The sequence below is a fragment of the Rhodophyticola sp. genome (assembly GCF_965284195.1).
Taxonomy (GTDB): domain Bacteria; phylum Pseudomonadota; class Alphaproteobacteria; order Rhodobacterales; family Rhodobacteraceae; genus Rhodophyticola.
The window spans coordinates 878630-901975 of record NZ_CBDIRM010000001.1 but is presented as its reverse complement, the minus strand read 5'-3'; the positions used below and the strand labels follow the sequence as shown (position 1 = coordinate 901975).

The 23346-nt window shown below is 63.2% G+C and carries 21 protein-coding genes; 8 read left to right on the top strand and 13 right to left on the bottom strand.

Annotated elements, in window-relative coordinates:
* Window positions 1-31: 31 nt before the first annotated feature.
* Window positions 32-1474 (bottom strand): cysteine--tRNA ligase, encoded by a 1443-nt coding sequence (cysS, locus tag ACQ651_RS04530; RefSeq protein ID WP_430448520.1) that lies wholly within the window; start codon window positions 1472-1474, stop codon window positions 32-34.
* A gap of 218 nt (window positions 1475-1692) precedes the next feature.
* Between cysS and ACQ651_RS04525 the strand changes: the two genes are divergently transcribed.
* The 4 genes from ACQ651_RS04525 (at window position 1693) to ACQ651_RS04510 (ending at window position 5290) form a co-directional block, all read left to right on the top strand.
* The gene (locus ACQ651_RS04525; protein ID WP_430448518.1) at window positions 1693-2091 is read left to right on the top strand and encodes an MmcQ/YjbR family DNA-binding protein; all 399 of its coding nucleotides are present in this window, start codon (window positions 1693-1695) and stop codon (window positions 2089-2091) included.
* A gap of 78 nt (window positions 2092-2169) precedes the next feature.
* Window positions 2170-3357 (top strand): pyridoxal phosphate-dependent aminotransferase, encoded by a 1188-nt coding sequence (locus ACQ651_RS04520; protein ID WP_430448517.1) that lies wholly within the window; start codon window positions 2170-2172, stop codon window positions 3355-3357.
* 50 nt (window positions 3358-3407) lie between these two features.
* The gene (locus ACQ651_RS04515; protein ID WP_430448515.1) at window positions 3408-4469 is read left to right on the top strand and encodes a bifunctional transcriptional activator/DNA repair enzyme AdaA; all 1062 of its coding nucleotides are present in this window, start codon (window positions 3408-3410) and stop codon (window positions 4467-4469) included.
* Window positions 4466-5290 (top strand): isocitrate lyase/PEP mutase family protein, encoded by an 825-nt coding sequence (locus ACQ651_RS04510; RefSeq protein ID WP_430448513.1) that lies wholly within the window; start codon window positions 4466-4468, stop codon window positions 5288-5290. The genes ACQ651_RS04515 and ACQ651_RS04510 overlap by 4 nt, the downstream gene beginning before the upstream one ends.
* Window positions 5291-5360: 70 nt before the next feature.
* On the opposite strand, the gene ACQ651_RS04505 is transcribed toward ACQ651_RS04510, so the two are convergent.
* The 4 genes from ACQ651_RS04505 to ACQ651_RS04490 all read right to left on the bottom strand — a co-directional run bounded on the left by ACQ651_RS04505 (window position 5361) and on the right by ACQ651_RS04490 (window position 9583).
* Window positions 5361-5975: an outer membrane protein gene (locus ACQ651_RS04505; protein ID WP_227285516.1), complete on the bottom strand. Its 615-nt coding sequence runs from the start codon at window positions 5973-5975 to the stop codon at window positions 5361-5363.
* Window positions 5976-6133: 158 nt separating this feature from the next.
* Entirely contained in the window at window positions 6134-6772 is a 639-nt protein-coding gene (eda, locus tag ACQ651_RS04500) for a bifunctional 4-hydroxy-2-oxoglutarate aldolase/2-dehydro-3-deoxy-phosphogluconate aldolase (RefSeq protein ID WP_430448512.1), read from the bottom strand.
* Between the two features lie 76 nt (window positions 6773-6848).
* A complete protein-coding gene (edd, locus tag ACQ651_RS04495; protein ID WP_227285514.1) occupies window positions 6849-8654 on the bottom strand; it encodes a phosphogluconate dehydratase in 1806 nt (601 codons plus the stop codon).
* A 167-nt stretch (window positions 8655-8821) separates the two neighbouring features.
* The gene (locus tag ACQ651_RS04490; protein ID WP_430448510.1) at window positions 8822-9583 is read right to left on the bottom strand and encodes an SDR family NAD(P)-dependent oxidoreductase; all 762 of its coding nucleotides are present in this window, start codon (window positions 9581-9583) and stop codon (window positions 8822-8824) included.
* 154 nt (window positions 9584-9737) lie between these two features.
* On the opposite strand from ACQ651_RS04490, the gene ACQ651_RS04485 reads away from it, so the two are divergent.
* Window positions 9738-10043 (top strand): lipid-A-disaccharide synthase N-terminal domain-containing protein, encoded by a 306-nt coding sequence (locus tag ACQ651_RS04485; protein ID WP_375552608.1) that lies wholly within the window; start codon window positions 9738-9740, stop codon window positions 10041-10043.
* Here the strand turns inward: ACQ651_RS04485 and ACQ651_RS04480 are convergent.
* From ACQ651_RS04480 to ACQ651_RS04450, 7 genes are all read right to left on the bottom strand, one after another.
* A complete protein-coding gene (locus ACQ651_RS04480; protein ID WP_430448509.1) occupies window positions 10040-11623 on the bottom strand; it encodes a glycosyltransferase family 39 protein in 1584 nt (527 codons plus the stop codon). The genes ACQ651_RS04485 and ACQ651_RS04480 overlap by 4 nt on opposite strands.
* On the bottom strand, window positions 11613-12635 hold the full coding sequence (locus ACQ651_RS04475) for a glycosyltransferase family 2 protein (RefSeq protein ID WP_430448507.1): 1023 nt from the start codon (window positions 12633-12635) through the stop codon (window positions 11613-11615). The genes ACQ651_RS04480 and ACQ651_RS04475 overlap by 11 nt, the downstream gene beginning before the upstream one ends.
* 121 nt (window positions 12636-12756) lie before the next feature.
* Window positions 12757-13887: an ABC transporter ATP-binding protein gene (locus ACQ651_RS04470; RefSeq protein WP_227285512.1), complete on the bottom strand. Its 1131-nt coding sequence runs from the start codon at window positions 13885-13887 to the stop codon at window positions 12757-12759.
* 36 nt (window positions 13888-13923) lie between these two features.
* Entirely contained in the window at window positions 13924-15588 is a 1665-nt protein-coding gene (locus tag ACQ651_RS04465; protein ID WP_430448505.1) for an alpha-glucosidase family protein, read from the bottom strand.
* 15 nt (window positions 15589-15603) lie between these two features.
* On the bottom strand, window positions 15604-16761 hold the full coding sequence (locus tag ACQ651_RS04460) for a carbohydrate ABC transporter permease (protein ID WP_227285510.1): 1158 nt from the start codon (window positions 16759-16761) through the stop codon (window positions 15604-15606).
* 15 nt (window positions 16762-16776) lie between these two features.
* Window positions 16777-17754, bottom strand: a complete 978-nt coding sequence (locus ACQ651_RS04455; protein ID WP_121898054.1) for a carbohydrate ABC transporter permease — start codon at window positions 17752-17754, stop codon at window positions 16777-16779.
* Window positions 17755-17870: 116 nt separating this feature from the next.
* Entirely contained in the window at window positions 17871-19214 is a 1344-nt protein-coding gene (locus tag ACQ651_RS04450; RefSeq protein WP_227285509.1) for an ABC transporter substrate-binding protein, read from the bottom strand.
* A 259-nt stretch (window positions 19215-19473) separates the two neighbouring features.
* On the opposite strand from ACQ651_RS04450, the gene ACQ651_RS04445 reads away from it, so the two are divergent.
* Genes ACQ651_RS04445 through ACQ651_RS04435 form a run of 3 tightly spaced genes read left to right on the top strand, consistent with a single transcriptional unit; the run spans window position 19474 to window position 22820 of the window.
* Window positions 19474-20499 (top strand): substrate-binding domain-containing protein, encoded by a 1026-nt coding sequence (locus ACQ651_RS04445; RefSeq protein ID WP_227285508.1) that lies wholly within the window; start codon window positions 19474-19476, stop codon window positions 20497-20499.
* Window positions 20500-20523: 24 nt separating this feature from the next.
* On the top strand, window positions 20524-21834 hold the full coding sequence (locus tag ACQ651_RS04440; protein ID WP_430450307.1) for a GH1 family beta-glucosidase: 1311 nt from the start codon (window positions 20524-20526) through the stop codon (window positions 21832-21834).
* 41 nt (window positions 21835-21875) lie between these two features.
* A complete protein-coding gene (locus ACQ651_RS04435; protein WP_227285507.1) occupies window positions 21876-22820 on the top strand; it encodes an ROK family protein in 945 nt (314 codons plus the stop codon).
* Here ACQ651_RS04435 and ACQ651_RS04430 read toward each other — a convergent pair.
* The gene (locus ACQ651_RS04430) at window positions 22817-23287 is read right to left on the bottom strand and encodes an Lrp/AsnC family transcriptional regulator (RefSeq protein WP_430448503.1); all 471 of its coding nucleotides are present in this window, start codon (window positions 23285-23287) and stop codon (window positions 22817-22819) included. The genes ACQ651_RS04435 and ACQ651_RS04430 overlap by 4 nt on opposite strands.
* Window positions 23288-23346: the final 59 nt, after the last annotated feature.

The following is a 23346-nucleotide window of genomic DNA, read 5'->3' as shown; positions in this document are numbered from 1 at the left end:
ACAAGCCTCTGGTGCGCTCGGGACTGCGGGGTCATTTCAGGGACTCCAATTTGGAGGGATCGAAGTCCATTTCTGGCCTGAGAACCACGTCTTCTTTCTTCATCATCACGCTGACATTCGCGAGCATTAGGATATGCTTGATCCGGTCCACCTCTGCGAAGTCTTTATTTTTTTGGGCTTCATCACGGGCGCGCTGCAAAAAATCGGCGACGACACGCAAGCGTTCTAGGCCTGCGCGATAATCCTCTATTCGACGCTTCAATCCGGCTTCGCTGAACAAACCCAAGAATAAGAGATTTCGGGCAAGCCGATTGGCACTGGAGGAATCATTCATCTTCTTAAGAACGTCTAGCGCGGCATGGGTGTTCAGATCGTCCGCCAGGGCGTCTATTATCGCCTGCTCAGGTTGGAGCCTGATAGCCTGGTCGATATCGCCATACATTGCGATCAGTTCCACAAAGCCGAATAAGCGTGATTGTGCGTCAACGCTTTTCTCCACCGTCCAGTCCATAGGCTTCCGATAATGCGTGCTCAGCATCACGAAGCGGATCACCTCGCCCGGCACCCCCTGATCCAGCAGGTCACGCACGGTGAAGAAGTTGCCCAGGGATTTGGACATCTTCTTGCCTTCGACCTGCAGCATCTCGTTATGCATCCAGACACGCGCGAAATCGCCCTCCGGGTGGGCGCACATGCTCTGCGCGATCTCGTTCTCGTGGTGGGGGAATTGCAGATCGATGCCGCCGCCGTGGATGTCGAAGCTCTCCCCCAGCAACTCCCGCGCCATGGCCGAGCATTCGATGTGCCAGCCGGGGCGGCCACGGCCAACTTTCTTGCCATCAACCACTGGCCCATCCCAGCCCGGAAGGTCGTCGGTGGACGGCTTCCACAGCACGAAGTCCATCGGGTTCTTCTTGTAGGGCGCGACCTCCACCCGGGCGCCGGCGATCATGTCCTCCACCGTCCGGCCGGACAGCTTGCCGTAATCGGCATAGCTCTCGACGGCGAACAGCACATGCCCTTCGGCCTCGTAGGCATGCCCCCTGGCCACCAGATCGCCGATCATCGCGATCATCGCGCCGATCCATTCGGTGGCCCGCGGCTCCTGCGTGGGCCTCAGCGCGCCGAGCGCGTCCATATCCTCGTGATACCAGCCGATCGTCTCTTCGGTCCGCTCGCGGATCAACTCCTCCAGGTTCCGGGGGTCGCCCGCCGCCTTGCGCTTCTGCGCGGTCGCGTTGATCTTGTCATCGACATCGGTGAAGTTCCGCACATAAGTGACGTGATCCTCGCCATAGACATGCCTGAGGAGCCGGTAGAGCACGTCGAACACCAGCACGGGCCGCGCGTTGCCCAGATGCGCCCGGTCATAGACCGTAGGCCCGCAGACATACATCCGCACGTTTTCCGGATCGAGCGGCGTGAACCGTTCCTCCCGGCGGGTTTTGGTGTTTCTCAGACGGATCTCAACCATCACGGACAGCCTTTCGCCATAGCGCTCGCGCCGGCGGGGTAGCAGCTTCGGAGTGTTAGGGAAACAAAGAAGACCGGCCCGCCGACAAATGTCAGACAGGAATACAAATGCCGCAAATCGGGGTCATCAGCAGGGTCATGACCCAGCCATACGCCTGCCCGTCACGCAAATCAAGACCGGCGACGGCGGCGCGACCCGGCCCGCTTGCATTCCGTTGTATGCAAACTACCCTTTCCGCCATGTTCGCCCGTCTGATCGACACCCATTGCGCGACCCTGCCCGGCGCCATTGCCGAACAACCGTTCGGACCGGACACGCAGGTCTGGAAGATCGGTGGCCGGATGTTTGCCGCCCATACGCGCGGCGCGAACGGCGTTTCGGTCAAATGCGCCGACGGGGCCACGGCGCAGCGGCTGATCCAGACCCGCAAGGCGATCTCGGCGCCCTATCTCAAACGGGGCGGTTGGGTGATGTTCCTGTGGGAGAACACCCGGCCCGAAGAGTTGCGGTGGCGGCTGACCGACAGCTACATGATCGTGCGCAGCGGCCTGCCCTGCGAACGGCAGGCGGAACTGCCCCCGCCGCCGCCGATACGCGGGCGTGCGGCGGGCGCCTGAAACGGGATCGCGGGCGCAGCCCTTGCCTTTTTCCGCGCCGCCGGTCCATCTGGTCGCAGCATCAGATGAGGTGGCGCGATGAAAGCCTCCAACCGCATTCGCACGCTGACCGGTACCGGCGATGATGGCTGGGGCCTGTTTCTGCGCGCCCGCGCGATGAAGGCCGCGGGCGAGCCGGTGTTGGAGCTGACCATCGGGGAGCATGACATCGCCACCGATCCGCGCATTCTGGCGGCCATGACGGCCTCGGCCCGGGGCGGGCATACGGGCTACGCCGCCGTGCCCGGCATCCCCGCCCTGCGCGACGCGGTGGCCGCGCGGCTCACCGAACGGACCGGGGTGCCCACCTCCCGCGACAACGTGCTGATCACGCCGGGCGGACAGGCCGGTCTTTTCGCCGCCCACCACGCCGCCTGCGACGAGGGCGACCGCGCGCTGCTCATCGATCCCTATTATGCCACCTATCCCGGAACGATCCGTGGCGTCGGCGCGGTTCCCGTCCCGGTTCAGGCCGCGCCGGAGGACGGGTTCCAGCCGCGCGAGACCGCCCTTGCCGCGGCGGCACCCGGGGCCAAATCCCTGCTGATCAACTCGCCCAACAACCCCACGGGCGTCGTCTACACGCCGGAGACGCTTGCGGGCATCGCGCGGGTCGCATGCGAGCACGGGCTCTGGCTGATCTCGGACGAGGTTTACGACACCCAGGTCTGGCAGGGCGCCCATATCTCTCCGCGCGCCTTGCCCGGCATGGCCGCGCGCACCCTTGTGGTGGGCTCGCTCTCCAAAAGCCATGCGATGACCGGGTCGCGCCTTGGCTGGGTCGTGGGGCCTTCGGAGGTCATCGCCCATATGATCACGCTTGCCACCCACACCACCTATGGCGTGCCCGGCTACATTCAGGACGCGGGCCTTCATGCCCTTGGCCTCGGCGTGGAGTTCGAGGCCGGGATCGCCGCCCCCTTCCTGCGCCGCCGCGAGATCATCCTGACCCTTCTGGCGGGGCAGCAGGCGGTGCGCGCGGTCCCCGCGCAGGGGGCCATGTACACCATGCTCGATATCCGCTCGACCGGGCTCAGCGGCGAGGAGTTTGCCGCGCGGCTTCTGGAGGCCGAAAAGATCGCCGTGATGCCCGGCGAAAGCTTCGGTGCCGCCGCGGCGGGCCATATACGTGTGGCGCTGACCCTGCCCGATGACCAGTTCGGGGAGGCCGCGAGCCGGCTGATCCGGTTCGCCAATCTTTGCGCGGCCCGGCGCGGTGCGGAATAGACGCCCGATTTCCGGCTCACCGGCCGCGGCAAGCGCGCTACTCTGCCCCCATGCTGATGACCACACCCGATTCTGACACGCTCTATACCGCCCTTCTGGCACGTGATCCGGCCTATGACGGGCAGGTCTTTGTCGGCGTCACGACGACAGGGATCTTTTGCCGCCTGAGCTGCCCAGCCCGCAAACCGAACCGCGCGAATTGCCGCTTTTTCGACAGTGCTGCCGCCTCCATCGGCGCGGGCTTTCGCCCCTGCAAGCGCTGCGATCCGCTGGCCCATGGCGACCCGATGGTGACGCGGCTTCTGGCCGCGCTGGAGGCCGAGCCGTCCCGCCGCTGGTCGGAGGTCGACATCATCGCCATGAAGATCGAGCCGTCCACCGCGCGGCGCGCCTTCAAGCGGGCCTTCGGGCTGAGCTTTCTGGAAATGGCGCGGCACCGCCGTCTGGCGGCCGGGTTCACCACATTGGCCGCGGGCGGCCGGGTGATCGACGCGCAGATCGATGCGGGCTTCTCCTCCCCCGATGCGTTCCGTCAGGCCGTGATCCGGCTTCTGGGGCTACCGCCCGGCCAGTTGCTCAAATCCGCCGAGTTGACCGCCGACTGGATCGCCACCCCCATCGGCCTGATGATCGCCGTGGCCAGCCGCCACGCGCTCCATCTGCTGGAGTTCTTCGACCGCAAGGCCCTGCCCGCCGCGCTGCACCGGCTTCTGTTGGACAGCCACGGCAGGCTTGGCTTTGGCAGGACCGATCTGATCGACCGGCTGGAGCGCGCGCTGCACCTCTATTTCAGCGGCGGTTCCGCCCGGTTCGACCTGCCGCTTCGGCAACCGGGCAGCGCCTTTCAGCAATCGGTCTGGGCCGAGCTGCAACGCATCCCGGCGGGTGAACGGCGCAGCTATGGCCAGCTTGCCGAAGCGCTCGGCCGCCCCGATGCGGTGCGCGCCGTCGCCCGCGCCAACGGCGCCAACACCCTTGCCATTCTGGTGCCCTGCCACCGGATCACCGGGGCCGACGGGGGCCTGACCGGCTATGGCGGCGGACTCTGGCGCAAGGATCACCTGCTGACACTCGAACGACAATATGAAGATCAGAAAAGGACATCGACATGAGCCGTCACGACCCCGGACGCGCCTTTCGCGCGCTTCATCAACCCGGCAATCCGTTCATCCTCGCCAATGCGTGGGATGCGGGCAGCGCCCGGATGCTGGCCGGCCTTGGCGCACAGGCTATCGGCACATCCTCGGCCGCCCATGCCTTCACCCTTGGCCGCCCCGATGGCGGCACGCTCACCCGTGACGAGGCGCTGGCCCACGCCGTGGATCTGGTCGCGGCCACGCCCCTGCCCGTATCGGGCGATTTCGAGAACGGCTTCGGCGATGGCCCCGAGGACTGCGCCGAAACGGTGCGGCTCTCGGTCGAGGCAGGGCTTGCGGGCATCTCCATCGAGGATACGGCCTTCCCCTCGGGCAAGCCCTATGCCTTTCCGGACGCGGTGGACAGGATCCGGGCCGCGTCTGCGGCCGCCCGTGCGTCGGCCCGGGATTTCGTGCTGTGCGCACGGGCCGACGGGGTCATGACCGGGCAATACGATATGGAAGAGGCGCTGCGCCGCTGCCTGGCCTATGCCGAGGCCGGGGCCGATTGCGTCTATACGCCGATGCCGCCCGATCTGTCCGATATCGCCCGGCTCTGTGCGGCAAGCCCGGTGCCCGTCAACGCCCTGGCCGCGGGCCGGTTCGCCGGAATTCCCCGGGCCGATTATGCCGCCGCGGGGGTGGCGCGCATCTCGCTTGGGTCCGCTCTTGCACGGGTCACGCACCGGGTGATCCATGATGCCGCGGAGGCCATGTTCGATCATGGCGATTTCACGCCCCTGATCCGGGGGATTTCCAGCGACAGGGTCGACGTGCTGCTGCGCGGAGAGGACTGAGACGATACCACCAAAAAGGGCGGACCGCACATTCGCGGCCCGCCCCTTGTTTCATTAAGTGCGGATCGGATCAGAACCGGTAGGACACCCGCGCGCTGATCGTGGTCACGTCCACGTCGATGCCGGTGGAGTCGAAATCTTCGAACTCGTGATACAGGATCTCGCCGCCGACCAGCCAGCTGTTGCCCAGATCATAGGCAAGGCCCGCGCCCGCCAGCCAGCCGGTGTCGTCATAATCGACGCCACCGATATTGGCTGCCGCATTGGCCGCACCCACGGTGCCGTAGATAAGCGTGTTGCCCGCGTCCCAACCGGCACGCAGTTTCAGCCGGCCGACCTCGTCAATCGTGCCGGCGCCTGCGTCCAGTTCCATCTCCGAGAAATCATAGTCGATTTCGGCACCGATCACGGTGTTCCCGAAATCCCACATATAGCCGCCGTGAATACCGGCAAACCCGCCATCGCCATCCACGTTGGCCGCTCCGCCGGTGCCGACGTCACCAAAGCCGAGCTGTCCACCGAGATAGAAACCGGTCCAGTCATTGCCGGCAAAAACCGGCGCAGGCTGTGCAACAACCACAGGCTGTTCCATCGGCGCCGGGTCAAGGTTGCCTGCCAGTGCCGGGCCTGTTCCGGCGGCCACGACAAAGGCCATGGGCAAAGCAAAGATATGTCGTTTTCGCATCGGGCGACTCCTTTTTTGATGTCTTGCGCGATACGGCAGAACTTGGGGATATCCGCGGCCCGTTACGATGCACATTTCGATCATTTCTTTGAACCAGATCGTCAGAATCTGCGATCTGGCAATCACCCGCCGCCCGCGCGCGGGGATTTTGGCAAGTCTCAGCCGAGAGCGGCCGCCTCGGCCGCAAGGGCGGTGATCCGCGCCCAGTCCCCGCCTGCAACCGCATCGGCGGGCGCGACCCAGCTTCCTCCCGCGCAAAGCACGTTCGGCAGGGCCAGATACTCCGCCGCATTGCCGGGCGACACCCCGCCGGTGGGGCAGAAGGAAACCTGCGGGATCGGCGCGCCGATGGCTTTCAGCGCAGGCGCCCCGCCCGAAGCCTCGGCGGGAAAGAATTTCAGCATGTCATAGCCCCGCTCGAAAAGCGCCATCACCTCGGAGGCGGTGGCCGCGCCGGGCAGAAGCGGCAGATCGGCGTCCTCACAGGCGGCCAGAAGCCGGTCGGTCACCCCCGGGGACACGCCGAACTGCGCACCCGCATCCTTGGCCGCCCCGACATCCGCGGGGGTCAGCAACGTGCCCGCCCCTACGACGCCGCCCGGCACCCGGGCCATTTCCGCGATGACCTCCAGCGCGGCGGGGGTTCGCAACGTCACCTCCAGCGCGGGCAGACCCCCGGCCACCAGCGCCTCGGCCAGCGGGCGCGCATGGGCTGCGTCCTCCACCACGAGGACCGGGACGATCGGCGCCATCTGGCAGATCTTGCGGGTGGTCTGGCTGGCCTGCAAAGGGGTCATCCTGTCGTCCTTTTCACTCGGGGGGTGGCTCCGACGAAACCGGAAGCCTGCCACAGGGATACGCAGGCCGCGGCGCCTAGACAACCACGCCCGCGCCATCGGCGGCGGAACCGGCCGTCCGGCGAAAGATCTCGAACATTTCCCGCCCGATGCCATGGGAATTGGCCGACAGATCCGGCGTCGCGGGGGCGCGGTCCTCGACGCCCTCGGTCAGAACCTCCAGCACGCCCCTTGTGGCATCGACCCGGATGATATCGCCATCCTCAAGCTTGCCGATCAGCCCTCCGTCCAGCGCCTCGGGGGCCACATGAATGGCCGACGGCACCTTGCCCGACGCCCCGGACATCCGCCCGTCGGTGACCAGCGCAACCTTGTGGCCCCGATCCTGCAGCACCGCAAGAACCGGTGTCAGCGCGTGCAGTTCGGGCATCCCGTTCGACTTCGGACCCTGAAACCGGACAACCACGATAACATCGCGATTGAGTTCGTTGTTCTGAAAGGCTTTCTTGACGTCGGCCTGACTCTCGAAAATCGCCGCCGGCGCCTCGATCACATGGCGCTCGGGCGCAACGGCGGAGACTTTCATGATCCCCCGGCCCAGATTACCGCGCAGTTCGGCCAGCCCGCCGGTCCGCTGGAACGGGTCGGTTGCCGGGCGAAGAATCTTCGTGTTGAGGCTCTCCCCCGCGCCGTCCTCATAGACCAGCACGCCGTCCTTCAGCTTCGGCTCCTGCGCATAGCGATGCAGGCCCGTGCCCGCCACCGTTTCGGTATCGGGATGCAGCAGGCCCGCCTCCAGCAACTCGCCGATCATGTAGCCAAGCCCGCCGGCGGCATGGAAATGGTTCACATCCGCCAGACCGTTGGGATAGACCCGCGCCATCAACGGAGTGACCGCGGAAATCTCGGCGAAATCGGAACAGTCAAGGATCACGCCCGCCGCCCGCGCCATCGCCACCAGATGGATCACCAGATTTGTGGACCCGCCCGTCGCCATCAGGCCCACAATGCCGTTCACGAAGGCCCTTTCGTCCAGAATATCGCAAACCGGGCGATAGTCGTTGCCCAGCCCTGTGATCGAGACGGCCCGCTCCGCCGCCGCCGCGGTCAGCGCCTCGCGCAGCGGCGTGCCGGGGTTGACGAAACTGGCGCCCGGCAGGTGCAGCCCCATGAATTCCATCAGCATCTGATTGGAATTGGCCGTGCCGTAAAAGGTGCAGGTTCCGGGGCCGTGATAGCTGTCCATCTCGGCTTTCATGAGCACGTCACGCCCCACCTCGCCCGCGGCAAACTGCTGGCGAACCCTGGATTTTTCATCGTTGGGCAGGCCGGAGACCATCGGCCCGGCAGGAATGAAGATACCCGGCAGATAGCCGAAAGTGGCCGCCGCGATGACCAGACCGGGAACGATCTTGTCGCAGACACCCAGATAGACCGCCGCATCGAACGTGTTGTGCGACAGCGCCACACCCGTGGCGAGCGCGATCACGTCGCGGGAAAACAGGCTCAGCTCCATGCCAACCTGTCCCTGGGTGACCCCGTCGCACATCGCCGGTACGCCGCCGGCCACCTGCGCGGTCGCGCCTGCGGCGCGCGCGGCATCCTTGATCTTCTGCGGATAGGTCTCGAAAGGCTGGTGGGCGCTTAGCATGTCGTTATAGGCGGTCACGATCCCCAGATTGGGCACTCTCGCATCCACCAGCGCGTCCTTGTCGGCGCCCATCGCGGCATAGGCATGGGCCTGGTTGCCGCAACTCAGATGCGCCCGGCGCGGGCCATCCTCTGCGGCGCGACGCATGCGCTCCATGTAGATGCTGCGCGTCTTGCGGGAACGGTCCTGAATGCGGGCGGTGATATCGGCAATACGGGCGTCGAGGGGCATGGGTGTCTCCTGGCATCGGCTTGAGGCACTCTAACCTGTTAGCGCTAACAATTCCAGAGGGGCCGCGCCAGAAATCTGCGCCCCCGCTTTGGGCGATCTCGAAGGCCAGCCGCCGGAACGGGTTGCAAAAAATCACGATCCTGCATTTTTTCGTAACCTGTCTGCGTTCAGGCTGGCATGCGCAGCGCCCCGTCAAGGCGGATCGTCTCGCCGTTCAGATAGGGGCAGGTCAGGATGAACGCCGCCAGCCGGGCGAATTCCTCGGGCCTTCCCAGCCGCTTGGGAAAGATCACGTCGGCGGCGAGACCATCCATGATGTCCTGCCCCAAACCTTCCAGCATCGGAGTGTGGAATATGCCCGGCGCAATCGCGCAGCAGCGGATACCAAGCGCGGCCAGATCGCGGGCAACCGGCAGGGACATCCCCGCGACACCCGCCTTGGAGGCCGCATAGGCCGCCTGCCCTTTCTGCCCTTCGAAAGCCGCGACCGAGGCAGTGTTGACGATCACCCCCCGCTCGCCATCGTCATTGGGGGTATTCCTGGCCATTTCCGCCGCCGCCAGACGCAGAACATTGAAGGCCCCGACAAGGTTGATGTCGATCGTGCGCTGAAACCGGTCCAACGGGTGCGGCCCGTCGCGCCCCACCGTCTTGGCCCCCGTGGCGATGCCGGCGCAGTTGATGACGGCGGTAAGCCCCCCCATCGCCTCGGCAGCCTCCGCCACCGCGCTGGCGGTTGCGGCGTCTTCGGTCACATCGACCTCGGCAAAGCGAACCCCGGAAAGCTCGTCCGCCACGGCGGACCCGCGCGCGGCCTCCAGATCGAAGATTGTCACCTGCGCGCCCTGCCCGGCAAGATGACGCACGCAGGCCTCCCCTAGCCCGGACGCCCCGCCGGTGACGATGGCCTTGGCCGTTGAAATCTCCATCTTCGCGGTCCTTCTTCTGTCGAATTGAACAGATGTTCAATTAACCTTCTTCGATCACCGGGTCAATTGGCGAGCAGATTGTAAGATCGGCACCATTCGCCCATGCTGCTAAGACCGGCCTCACGACCAAAACAGCCCGAAGGGATCCGCCGCGATGAACCTGCTGACGCTTTTCAATGTTGAAACCCCGACTGAACTGGCGTGGGTGATTTTGGGCTTGTTCGCACAGATGATGTTCGGCGCACGTTTCATCATCCAATGGTGGCATTCGGAGCGGGCAGGCCAATCTGTGATCCCCCTGTCTTTCTGGTACTTTTCCGTTTTCGGTGGGTTGCTCATGCTGGCCTACGCGATCTATCGTTGGGATCCCGTGTTCATTCTGGGCCAGGCGATGGGCTTGGCAGTCTATCTGCGCAATCTTTGGCTAATCCATCGCCCAAGCCTTGACGGCAATCCCTAGGATGGCGGATCCAATCGATAGATCACGTGGGTTTCGGTAGCGTCAACCCTTGTTCCCGTCGCTTCCAGATGTTCAATGATACCTGCGTGATGGACAAAGAATGACCGATCTTCGCTATCGCGCGCGTTCCAAGTAACGCCGAACCAACGCGCGCCTTGGTGGCGCAGATCCTCTAACTGCGTGATAGCCGTGTTGTCATCATCGACGAAACTTGCCCAATCCGTATCACCGCCACCGGGCGGAAAAACCCATCCCCGGCGACGGCTATAGTAGATCGCAACGGGATCGCCGACTTGCGGACTTATTGCTATAACCAGATCATCGGGCTCCGCCAAGCGATCCAGCGACCGACCCAAGTACAGTGCATTCTCGTTTTCCGATTTCTTCAAGTTGGGAACGACTGCGAAAGTACCCGCGGTAAGCATTACGGAAAGAATGACAAAAAGCCGGAAACGATCCCCAACACTGCTCGACTTGACGCGATTGGACTGCGTCAGAGCTATAATTCCACGACCGCATAAGAAAGCTGCGGGGACATGCAGCACATGCAGGTTCCAAGGGTTGTTCGAGATTTCTCTTGCCCCGGCAAGGTACACGAGAATACCGCCTACCAACCAGACGAGCGGCACCGCCACTAGCGCGCCATCCCGCCCCTCGAACAATGGAGGGATCGTCCAAAAGCCCAACGCAATCATAGCCATGATGACGTATCCGAAGTACCACCAGACCCACATGCCCCACAAATCATCAATAAAGAATCGTTCTTCCCAGAACCTGGACAATCCCCAGTCCCAGACGTACCCGTCGCCGGCTACGTGATAGGGGGGGTAACTGTTACCTAGATGCACCGCCCAAGCATAGTAGCTGAAAACCAAGATCATCCCGGCGATAGCCGCGATGGCGGCCCGTATCGCAGGACGGATCTCCCCGCGAGCGAGCCAGACCACTATCAACCAGGCGACGACCAAACCAGCACCAAGCCCGGGCAGCTTTGTCAACGCCCCAAGCGTGAAAGCGGACGCGCCAAGAAGCAGGTCGCGCCACCCTCCATAGATCCAATGCCGTACGAACAACCAAAGACCAAGCGTTATCAGAGCAAGCATCGCCGGATCTGGCAGAAATGAACTGTCAATAATGATTGCCGCCGGCATCACCGCGTAGCTGAATGCAACGGCATGCGCGTGTCGCTCATCCCAGATCAACGCGGCAAGCCGATGCACCGAGAAGACTGTAACCAGCCCAAACAAAGTCGCCACAAGCCGGCCAATCCAGTCATGCCAACCAAAAACCGCGTGCAGGATTGCAACGATGTAAGTGAAGAGCTGGAACTCTCGGCCCTGATAGCTGGGCCCGGGGCCGGTCCAGCTTACCTCGGGGAAAAAAATGTTCCAGCTACCGAGGCGGAAGTTGTCCGCGATCATAGCGGTCGAGGCCTGACGCCAGCTAAACACATCAACCAGCGGCTGAGGCACATACCAACCTCTCAGGCACCCGGCCAGCACAACTATCAGGGCCAAGATTATCCAATCGACAGACCGCTTATGATCCACCGCCGCAGAAAAGTTTGATTCAACCGCCATGAGATACGCCACTCGCCCGCTCAATCACCCGACGCACGGCGTAAGTTTCCCTCAGATCCTGACCGAAATAGACGCGTGCCAGAACCTCGCCAACCAAGCCGAGACTAAGAAGCTGGATACCCGCAAGCCCCGCCATGACCGAGAGGATCAGGAAAGGGTTGCCCGTCATGTCAACTCCGCCGATTACCTTCATCAGAACGAGCAGAATCAAAGACACCACTGACAATGCCATGCTGAGCATGCCCAGAAGCCCAAAGGTACGCATGGGATGGGCCGAGTTGAACAACAGGAAATTCACAGTCAGAAGGTCCAGCAGCACGGTGATGGTGCGCCCGATGCCATACTTGCTGACGCCGGCGACACGCGGTCGGTGATTGGTTACCATTTCGATGCAGCGCGCACCCCTTTGATGCAGAAGGATCGGGATGAAGCGGTGCATTTCTCCATAAAGCTCAATCTCGACCATCACATCACGGCGAATGGCCTTGAGTGTGCAGCCCAGATCGTGGATCGGAAAGCCGGTAGACCAAGAAATCAGCCTGTTGGCGATACGCGACGGAAGCTTGCGCGTGATCAGCGCATCCTGCCGATCCCGCCGCCAGCCATGGACGAGGTCATAGCCCTCCTCAAGCTTCACAATCATTGCTGCGATATCACTCGGATCGTTCTGCAAATCACCATCGATCGTCACGACAGCATCCATCCGGGCGTGATCGACCCCCGCCTTCATCGCGGCCGTCTGGCCGAAATTCCGCCGAAACTCCACAACACGAACGTGGCTGTCCCGATCGGTCAGATCGGCCAATGCGGCAGAGCTGCCATCCGTGGAGCCGTCATCTACGAGAATGATCTCGTAGGGTTTGCCGATGTCCGACAGGGCCGCCGTTAATTCGGTATGCAGCGGAACGATATTGTCGATCTCGTTATAAATCGGCACGACCACGGATACACCGGAAATCCGGTCCGTGTCGGCTCTCGCCGTTTCCACGTAGCCTATTGCGCTTTTTGGCATAGACAGCCACCCCTCTTGCACGCGCTCCCCGGCAAGAGTGTTCACACCGAAACGATACCTGTCGAGAGAAATCTATCAATTTCGAGCAGTTAGCGCTGATAGCGACACGAAAACATCAACCTCAATGCGGCTGCACACCGGGCAGGAAAACCGGCTGGTCGCGGTAGTGAAGCGAGATGCCGTCCTTGAACACATGCACCTTGGCCGGATCGGCCGTCAGTTTCACATCCGTGCGGCGGACATTGGAGTGGATGCCCTGCAACTTGCCGATGACCGGGTCATGCTCCGGCGCGGATTTCTCGAAATAGAGCAGCGTCACCTCCCCCAGAGCCTCGGTGATCTCAACGGTTCCGTGATAGGCGAAATCGGTGCCGTCGGTGGCGACCATGTCTTCCGGCCGGATTCCCACATTCACCTTCGCGCCCATGTCTTCCGGTTTGGACGGATAGTGAGAGGTGATCGTCCCGCCACCTTCGTTCAGTTTCAGGGTCGTGATCTCGCCCGTCCCGACGATTTCACCACCCAGAAGGTTCATGGCGGGCGACCCGATGAACTGGGCCACGAATTCGCTGTTCGGCTTCTCGTAGAGCTGCAGCGGCGAGCCGACCTGCGCGACACCGCCGCCCGCCAGAACCACGATCCGCGTGGCGAGGGTCATCGCCTCCACCTGATCGTGGGTCACGTAGATCATCGTGCTGTCGGGCATCTGCTCCTTCAGCTGCGCGATCTCCAGCCGGGTGGCAACGCGCAGGGCCGCATCCAGATTGGAAAGCGGCTCGTCGAAGAGATAGACCTTGGGGTCGCGCACGATGGAGCGCCCGATGGCGACCCGCTGGCGCTGCCCACCCGAAAGCGCCTTTGGCAGACGGTCCAGGAACTGGGTGAGTTGCAGCTTGTCGGCCGCCGCCTTCACCGCCTCGTCGATCTCATCCTTGGTCTTGCCCGCGATTTTCAGGGCGAAGGCCATGTTGTCGCGCACGGTCATGTGCGGGTAAAGCGCGTAGGACTGGAACACCATGGCGATGCCGCGTTCGGATGGCGGTACGTCGTTGACCACCTGCCCGTCGATTTCCAGCGTGCCTTCGGTGATCTTTTCCAGCCCCGCGACCATGCGCAGAAGCGTGGACTTGCCACAGCCGGACGGACCGACAAAGACGATCAGCTCCCCCTGCTCGATGTCCAGGTTGATGTCACTGAGCACCCGAACATCGCCATAGGCTTTGGCGACATCTGTCATCTTCAGCTCGGCCATTGGTTTTTCCTCCCTCTTGTCTTCGTTTTGCGGCCGTCAGGTCGCAGCATCCTGAACGCCGAAATAGGCTTGATAGGGCGGCAGCGTCACCTCCCCCTCGGTATTTGCGATCGCGGTGAAGGGCGCGCCCTTGTCTTCGCGCCAGTCGCCTTCGGGCAATGTCGCGGGCTGGGCCATGTTGGTCAGGTTGAAGGCGCAGAAAATCCGCAACCCGTCCTGTTCGCGAATGAATGACACGATCCCGCCATCGGCCTGAACCATGGCGAACGACCCCTTGGACAGCGCCGGATAGGAGCGGCGGAACCGGATCATCGACCGGTAGAACGCCATCGTGCTGTCGGGCTCCCGGCCCTGATTGGCAACCGACCGGCTCAGATGTTCGACCGCCATCGGCAGCCAGGGTTTCGCATCGGAAAATCCGCCATTCTGATTGTCGCTGACCCACGGCATCGGCGTCCGGCAACCGTCGCGTCCCTTGAACTTGGGCCAGAAGCGGATGCCATAGGGATCCTGCAGATCCTCGTAGGAAACATAGGCCTCGGTCAGGCCAAGCTCTTCGCCCTGATAGAGACAAACCGACCCGCGCAGGCACAGAAGCAGGGCCGCGTAGACGCGGCGCGCCTCCTCGCCCAGGTTCCAGCGCGAGGGGTGGCGCATCACGTCGTGATTGGAAAACGCCCAACAGGCCCAGCCATCGCCGATGGCGGTCTCGTAATCGGTGATCACCTTGCCCACGCGTTCGGGCGTGGGCGCGATCCCCGAGAGGAACTCGAAACTGTAGCACATGTGGATCTTGTCGCCGCCGGATGTGTATTCGGCCTGAAGCTCCAGCCCGTATTGGCCGTCCCCCACCTCGCCCACCGCGGCGGCGGCGGGGTATTCATCCAGCAGCGCGCGCAGACGGCGCAGGAAATTCAGGTTCTCCGGCTGGTTCTTGTCATAGATGTGATCCTGCCAGTTATACGGGTTCACCTCGGGCGCGATGGTCGAGTTGCGGCTCTCCGGTGCCAGCGGGGGGTTGTCGCGCAACTGCTGGTCGTGGAAGTAGAAATTGATCGTATCAAGCCGGAAACCATCCACCCCGCGATCCAGCCAGAACCGGGCCACGTCCAGCATCTCCTGTTGCACGGCGGGGTTGTGCATGTTCAGATCGGGCTGCTCTTTCAGGAAATTGTGCAGATAGTATTGCATCCGGTCGCCCGACCATTCCCAGGCCGAGCCGCCGAAGATCGACAGCCAGTTGTTCGGGGGCGAGCCGTCGGGCTTGGCATCGGCCCAGACATACCAGTCGGTTCTCGCATTCTCGCGGCTGGTCTGACTTTCCTGGAACCAGGCGTGCTGGTTCGAGGTGTGGCTGAGAACGAGATCGATCAGAACCTTCAGGCCCAGGTCATGGGCCCGGCCGATCAGCGCATCGAAATCTCCAAGGGAGCCGAACATCGGATCCACGTCGCGGTAATCGCTGACATCATATCCGAAATCCAGCATCGGGGAGCGGAAGAACGGACTGATCCAGATCGCATCCACCCCAAGCTCGGCAATATGCGGCAGCCGGTGGATGATGCCGGCCAGATCGCCGATGCCATCATGGTTGGAGTCCTGAAAGCTGCGGGGGTAGATCTGATAGATCACCGCGCCGCGCCACCAGTCCTTGTCATGCGCCATCACTTTTTGCGGCGCGAGATCCTGCATCAGGTTCATCAGTGGTTCAGACCTTTACTTGACGGAGCCGGCCAGAAGACCGCGCACCAGATACCGTTGCATCGAAAAGAAAACCAGAAGCGGCACCGCGATGGAGACGAAAGCCGCCGCCGCAAGAATGCCCCAGTCGCCGCCGCGGGACCCCAGAAGGTCATCGGCGATCCGCACCGTCATCACCCAGCTTTCATCGCTGGAGGGCAGGAACACCTTGGCGACCAGAAGGTCGTTCCAGGTCCACAGGAACTGGAAGATCGCGAAACTGGCCAGAGCGGGGAAGCTGAGCGGAAGGATGATCTTGGTGAAAATCTGGAAATCCGTCGCCCCGTCGACCTTGGCGCTTTCGATGATATCGCGCGGCAGGCCGACCATGTAGTTTCGCAGAAGATAGATCGCGAGCGGCAGGCCGAATCCGGTATGGGCAAGCCAGATGCCGACAAAGCTTTGCCCAATGCCGATCTGCTGATGCAGGCTGAGCAGCGGCACAAGCGCCAGTTGCAGCGGCACGACGAGCAGCCCCACGACCGCGGCGATCAGCAGTCCGCGACCGGGGAAATCCATCCAGGCAAGGGCGTAGGCCGCGAAGGCCGCGATCAGGATCGGGATGACCGTGGCCGGAATGGTCACCGTCAGCGTGTTGATGAAGGCCTGCCCCATGCCATCCCCGCCCAGAACCGTATCGTAATTGGCGGTGGTGAATTCCGGCGGGGTTTCGGCCATGACGTAAAGCCGCGGCGGACGCTCGCTCGGGTCTTCGTTGGTGGTGAAGACATAGGATCCGTCTTCGTTGATCACCAGCGTCCCGCCATCGCGGTTGGGCACCTCTTCGCCGGCCGCATAGGCGCCCGGATCGCGCCCGGTCGTCCCGAAGGCCGAAATCGGCGGGTGATCTGTGCCTTCGGGGAAGGCCTCCGCCATCTCGGAGGCGGCGAAGACATTGCCCTCGATCACCCAGAGATCGCCGGTCCGGGTGATGTCGCCCTCGGCGCGCAGGCGGTAGGCCTGTTCAACCGGCAGCGGCGCCTGCCACCAGGCAGAAACGGAGATCTGGTCCCGGTCGCGGAACGAGGAGACCAGTAGCCCGATTGTCGGGATCAGCCAGAGGACCACGAGGAACACGACCGAGATGTTCACGGCCCAGGTGAGCGAGGATTTGGTACCGGCAATATTGTCCATGTCTCTTATCCTCTTTCAGCGCATTTCTTTACGGGCTTGCACGATGTTCCAGATCATGACCGGCAGAACCACCAGCATGATCACGAAGGCCACGGCCGTCGCCCGCCCGTCATCGCGGAACATGAAGCTCATCATGTAACTGGGCAGGATCTCGGTTCCGAAATTGCCGCCCGTCATGGTGTAGACGATATCGAAAACCTTCAGCACAAGGATCGTGATCGTCGTCCAGACCACCACGATCGTACCCATGATCTGCGGCACCTTGATCTTGAAGAACACCTGAAACGGGTTCGCGCCGTCGATGATCGCGGCCTCCACCGTTTCTTCGGGGATGCCGCGCAGCGCGGCGGACAGGATCACCATCGCAAAGCCGGTCTGGATCCAGATCAGGATCACCATCAGGAAAAAATTGTTCCAGAACGGGATCTGCATCGGGTCGACGCTGTCCATGCCCATGCTGGCGCGGATCGCGTTGATGATCCCGATATCGGGGTCATTGGCGTAGACGAACTTCCAGATCAGCGAGGCGCCCACGAAGGAGATCGCCATCGGCATGAAGATCAGGGATTTGGCGATGTTGCCCCAGCTCAGCCTGTCGGTCAGTTGCGCCACCAGAAGTCCAAGGAAGGTCGCCATCGCGGGGACGACCAGAACCCAGAGGAAATTGTTGAAAAACGCGGTGCGGAAGGTCTCGTCCGCGATCAGGTTGGCATAGTTTCCGAACCCGATGAACTCGTTGCCCGCCCGGTTGTAGAGCGACCGGATGAAGCTGCCGACCACCGGATAGACCAGATAGAGGCCAAGCGCGAAGATCGCTGGAAACAGGAACAGCCAAGGTCGCACGGCATTGGCGCGGTTGATGTTGCGCCCCGCATCGTTGCCGCGCGCGGGGAAGATCACCTTGTCGAGGATCAGATTGGCGAAATAGAAGTATCCGATACACCCCCCCACGCCGATGACGATGGTGATCGCACCTTGCAGCATTGGTGACATGAGACCCTCCCTTAAGCCTGCCGGCCTGTCGGCCCGATGACGGCTTGCTGATGTCGTGGTTGCCCCGGCCCGCGCGCAGTCGGCGCGGGCCGGGCTGTCTTAGGCCGGATGACCGGTTATTGGATCGAGTCCCACCGTTCCTGGATCATCGTCGCCACGTCGGCGGCATCCGCCCCGGTGGTGTAATCGACCATGCCGGACCAGAACACGCCCTGCCCGATCTCACCCGGCATCAGGTCGGATGCGTCGAAGCGGAAGGTGGTCGCGTTCAGCAGGATGTCGTTCATCTGCCGCGCAGCGTCGGTGCCGAAAAGCTCGGTATTGACCCCGTCATGAGGTGTCAGGAACCCGGTCTGGGCCATCCAGACTTCATGCGCGATGGGGGTTTTCACGAACTCAATCCAGGCATGCGCCGCGGGCGAGTCGTCGGTGATGGCCATCAATGTGCCCGCACCCAGCACCGGCTGCCCCAGATCCTGACCTTCATAGGCCGGGAAGTAGAAGAAATCCGAATCGGCGCCCTCGGGGAAGAACGTGGGAATGAACGACGCCTGGCGGTGCATGTAGCATTCCGGCGGGAAGGAGAAGAGACCGCCGGGGCTGTCGCGGAAGTCGGTCGAGGCGACGGCGGCCGCACCGCCGTTCACGTAGTCGTCGTTCCGCGCAAAGCTGCCGAACTCCTCGATCGCGGCCACGACGCGTTCGTCGTTGAACGGGATCTCGTTGGCAACCCATGCATCATAGACCTCGGGCGGCTGCGTGCGCAGCATCATGTCCTCGACCCAGTCGGTCGCGGGCCAGCCCGTGGCCGCGCCGGACCCAAGCCCGATGCACCAGGGCGTGCCGCCATCGGCAACGATCTGATCGGTCAGCGCGCGCAGATCTTCCATGGTTTCGGGAATGTCGTACCCGGCCTCGTCGAAGGCTTCGGGCGAATACCAGACCAGTGATTTCACATCGACCTTGTAGAAGAAGCCGAAGAGCTCATCCGCTCCGTCCGGATTGGCATAGGTGCCCAGATCGACCCAGGATTGCCCGGCGGCGTAGTTTTCGCGCACCCAGTCCGAGGTGCCATCGGCCAGCGGCGTCAGGAACCCGCGCGCGGCCATGTCCGCAGCCAGGCCCGGTTGCGGGAAGACGGCGATGTTGGGGGCCGATCTCGCCTGCGCCGCGATCACGATATCCTGTTCGAAACTGTCCGAACCGGAATACTGCACCGTCGCGCCGGTCGCTTCCTCGAAATAGGCCGCCACGCTTTCCACCAGTTCCGCATCCAGCCCCGTCCAGGGGCCGGTCATCGTCAGGGTCTGGCCGCTCAGATCATGGGCCTCGGCAAAGGCTTCGAAGCTATCCCAGTTGAAGTCGCCCTCCCCGATCGGGAAAATCAGATGTCCGTCGGCCTGCGCCATTCCGGCGGTCAGCGCCAGAAGCGCAGCACCGGTATAGAATGAATTCTTCATTGGTACCTCCCAGTTGATGCGACCTCGTGGTGGTCGCGTGGTATCCCAGTGCCTCAAAGCTGTGTTCAAAGCGCTTTGAGCATATGGCACACTCAATCAAGCCGTCTTACGAGTCAATCCGCCTTCTTCCATCACCCTGAAAAATAATGAGTTATTGTGCAGGTGCAGAAAAATCCGGCAGGTTTGAATCTTTGACAAGAGACCATCGGCATGGCTAGTCTTGGGCTCCTTTCCGAAGCGCTTTGGGTCCAGATTGGCAATGAATCTCAAACAATTGGCCGAGTCGTTGAACCTGTCCCAGACCACGGTCAGCCGGGCCCTGAACGGCTATCCCGAGGTGCGCGAGGAAACCCGCGCGCGGGTTCTGGCCGCGGCGCAGGCCGCAAACTATCAGCCCAACTCCCGCGCCCGGCGTCTGGCCACGGGGCGTGCGATGACCATCGGCCATGTCATTCCCCTGGCCGGCAAGACCGAGATGGTCAACCCGATCTTCGCCGATTTTCTGGCCGGTGCGGGCGAGGTCTATGCCAACGAGGGGTATGATCTGCTTCTCTCCATCGTCTCGGACGGCGAGGCGGAACGCGCCTACCGGCAGATGGCGGCCAACGGGTCGGTCGATGGCGTCATGGTCCAGTCGCCGGAAACCGACGATACGCGGATCGCGCTTCTGCGGGAGCTTGGCCTGCCGTTTCTGGTTCATGGCCGCACCCAGAACCCCGACGGATACAGCTGGCTGGACGTGGCCAACAAATCCGCCTTTCGCAAGGCCACCAACTTCCTGCTGGATCTGGGCCACAGGCGGATCGCGCTGATCAACGGGCAGGAAAATCTGGACTTCGCCGCCCGCCGCCGCGCCGGCTATGCGGAGGCGATATGGTCCCGCGGCATGGCCCCCAACCCCGACTGGATGCGCGCCGATGTCATGACCGAAGGCTTCGGCTATGTCGCGGCGTCGCAGATGCTGGATCTGGCCGAAACGCCCACGGCCTTTCTCGTCTCCTCCGTTATCCCCGCGATCGGGGTCCGGCGGGCCGTGGTGGAGCGCGGGCTGGTTCTGGGCCGCGATATCTCTCTGGTCACCCATGACGATGTGCTGTCCTATATGAACAACGATGCAGATGGCCCGGCCTTTACGGCCACCCGGTCCTCGATCCGCGGCGCGGGTCAGCGCTGCGCGGAAATCCTGATCGACCTCATCCGCAAACCCAACCAGCCCCATGTGCAGGAGTTGTGGGAAACGGAGCTGACCGTGGGCCGGTCCACAGGCCCGGCCCCGGCCGGCTGACACCAGGGAAGACACCGCATGAAGATGCCCCTCAGCCGCGCCGATTTTCCCGAAGGCTTCGTCTTCGGCACGGCCACCTCCTCCTATCAGATCGAAGGCCACGGCTTCGGCGGCGCGGGGCCCACCCATTGGGACAGCTTTGCCGCGACGCCCGGCAATGTGGTGCGGGCGGAAAACGGGGCCGTCGCCTGCGACCATTACCACCGGCTGGAGGAGGATCTTGACCTGCTGGCCGCACTGGGCGCCGATGCCTACCGGTTCTCCACCTCCTGGGCACGGGTTCTGCCCGAGGGGCGGGGCACGGTGAACGAGGCGGGGCTCGATTTCTACGACCGGCTGGTCGACGGGCTTCTGGCGCGCGGCATCAAACCGGCGGCCACGCTCTATCACTGGGAGCTTCCAAGCGCGCTGGCCGATCTGGGCGGGTGGCGCAACCGGGATATCGCCGGCTGGTTCGGCGATTTCACCGCCGTGATCATGGGCCGCATCGGGGATCGCGTCTGGTCGGCGGCCCCGATCAACGAACCCTGGTGCGTCGGGTGGCTCAGCCATTTCGACGGGCATCACGCGCCGGGCCTGCGCGACATACGCGCCACCGCGCGGGCGATGCATCACGTGCTTCTGGCCCATGGCCGCGCCACGGAGGTGATGCGCGGCCTGGGGATGCGGAACCTCGGCGCCGTCTGCAATTTCGAGTGGAGCGCGCCCGCCAATGACGACGCGGCCGCGACCGGGGCGGCGGCGACCTATGATGCGATCTACAACCGGTTCTTTCTGGGCGGCCTCTTCAAGCGGGCCTATCCGGCGGAGGCTCTGGCGGGTCTGGAGCCGCATCTGCCCGACGGCTGGCAGGACGACTTCGACAGCATTGCGCAACCGCTCGACTGGCTCGGGCTGAACTACTACACCCGCAAGCTGATCGACCACAGGCCCGGCCCCTGGCCCAATTATGCCGAGGTGGAGGGGCCGCTGGAGAAAACCCAGATGGGGTGGGAGATCTATCCCGACGGTCTGCGCGATTTCCTGATCCGGACGGCCCGCGACTATACCGGCGATCTGCCACTTTACGTCACCGAAAACGGGATGGCGAATGCCGACACCGCCGATCGGCCCGATATCGCCCGGATCGACTATCTCTCCCGCCACCTGAACGCCGCACGGGAAGCGATTGCCGAGGGCGTGCCGCTGCGCGGCTATTTCACCTGGTCGCTGATGGACAATTACGAATGGGCGCTTGGCTATGAAAAACGCTTCGGCCTGATCCATGTGGATTTCGACAGCTTGCAGCGAACACCGAAAGCATCCTATCAGGCACTGGCAGACTGGTGGCGCTGACCGCCCGACAAGCCATGCCCGAAACCCCGAAGGATCCGCATATGCCCTCTGCCCTGTCGCTTGTGGCCGATATCGGCGGCACCAACACCCGCGTGGCGCTGGCCAGCGGCAAGGTCGTGGATGCCGACAGCGTGCGCCGCTATGCCAATCGCGACGCCCCCGATCTGGCCCATGTGCTGCACCGCTATCTGGCCGACACGGGCACCGATCACGGGCAGATCACCGGGGTTTGCGTGGCGGCGGCGGGCCCGGTTCATGACGGGGTGGCCGATCTGACCAACCTGCCATGGCGTGTGGAACGCGCGATGCTGGCGCAGGTGTTGAGCGCCGAAAAAGTAGCCGTTCTGAACGATTTGCAGGCCCAGGGTCACGCGATCGGCCATCTCTCGCCGGAGATGATCAGGCCGGTCCTGTCCCAGCCCGAGGCAAGCGGACAGGCCGCGAAACTGGTGGTGGGTGTCGGCACCGGCTTCAATGCGGCACCTATCTACGACACAACGCTCGGCCGGTTCGTGCCACCGTCGGAATGCGGGCATATCAGCCTGCCGCTTTGCGGCCCAGAAGGCGCGGCGCTGTCGGGGCATCTGCGCGATGCGCATGGGTTTGCCGCGGTTGAAGAAGCGCTCTCCGGGCGCGGGATCGAGGCGATCCATGTCTTCCTGCACAACCAGCGCATGTCGGCCGCCGACATCATGTCTGCGCTGGAGGACGGAAACTCCCGGGCGGAGGCGACCGCACGTCTGTTCGTGCGCATTCTGGGCACGGTTGTGGGCGATCTGGCCCTTGTGCACCTGCCCTTTGGCGGCATCTTTCTGGTGGGCGGGGTCAGCCGCGCCTTCGCGCCCTATCTGGACCGGTTCGGCTTTGCCGAGGCGATGCGCGCCAAAGGCCGGTTCGGGCCGTTTCTGGAGCAGTTCGGCGTGGCCGTCGTGTCGGATGACTACGCCGCGCTAACCGGCTGCGCCTCCCACCTGACCCACCTCTAGAAGGCGCTGTCCTTCACCGCCTCCATCGAGACATGGGTCGAACTGGAAGCAACATGGGGCAGCGCCGAGATCACCTCTCCCAGTACGCGGCGATAGCCGCGCATGTCGCTGGTGCGCACTTTCAGCAGGTAATCGAACGCCCCCGCAATCATGTGGCATTGCTCGATCTCGGGCACCTTGTGCACTGCTGCGTTGAACGCGCCAAGCGCGCCCTCGGTCGTGTCGATCAGCTTGACCTCGACAAAGGCCACCTGATCCCGGTTCAGCTTGGCGGGATTCAGAACCGCCCGAAAGCCGAGGATGTAGCCTTGCGCCTGAAGCCGCTTCACCCGGACCTGGCAGGGGCTCTTCGACAGACCGACCTTGCGGGCCAGATCGGTGACTGGAATCCGGCCTTCGGTGGACAATATCCGCAGGATCTTGCGATCAAATCCGTCAAGCTGCCCCGCATCCGGTTTATCTGGCATCTTTTTCCCCGTTCGATGTGCCTATTTCAGGACAAACGCCTGCCAGTTCGAAAAGTCAA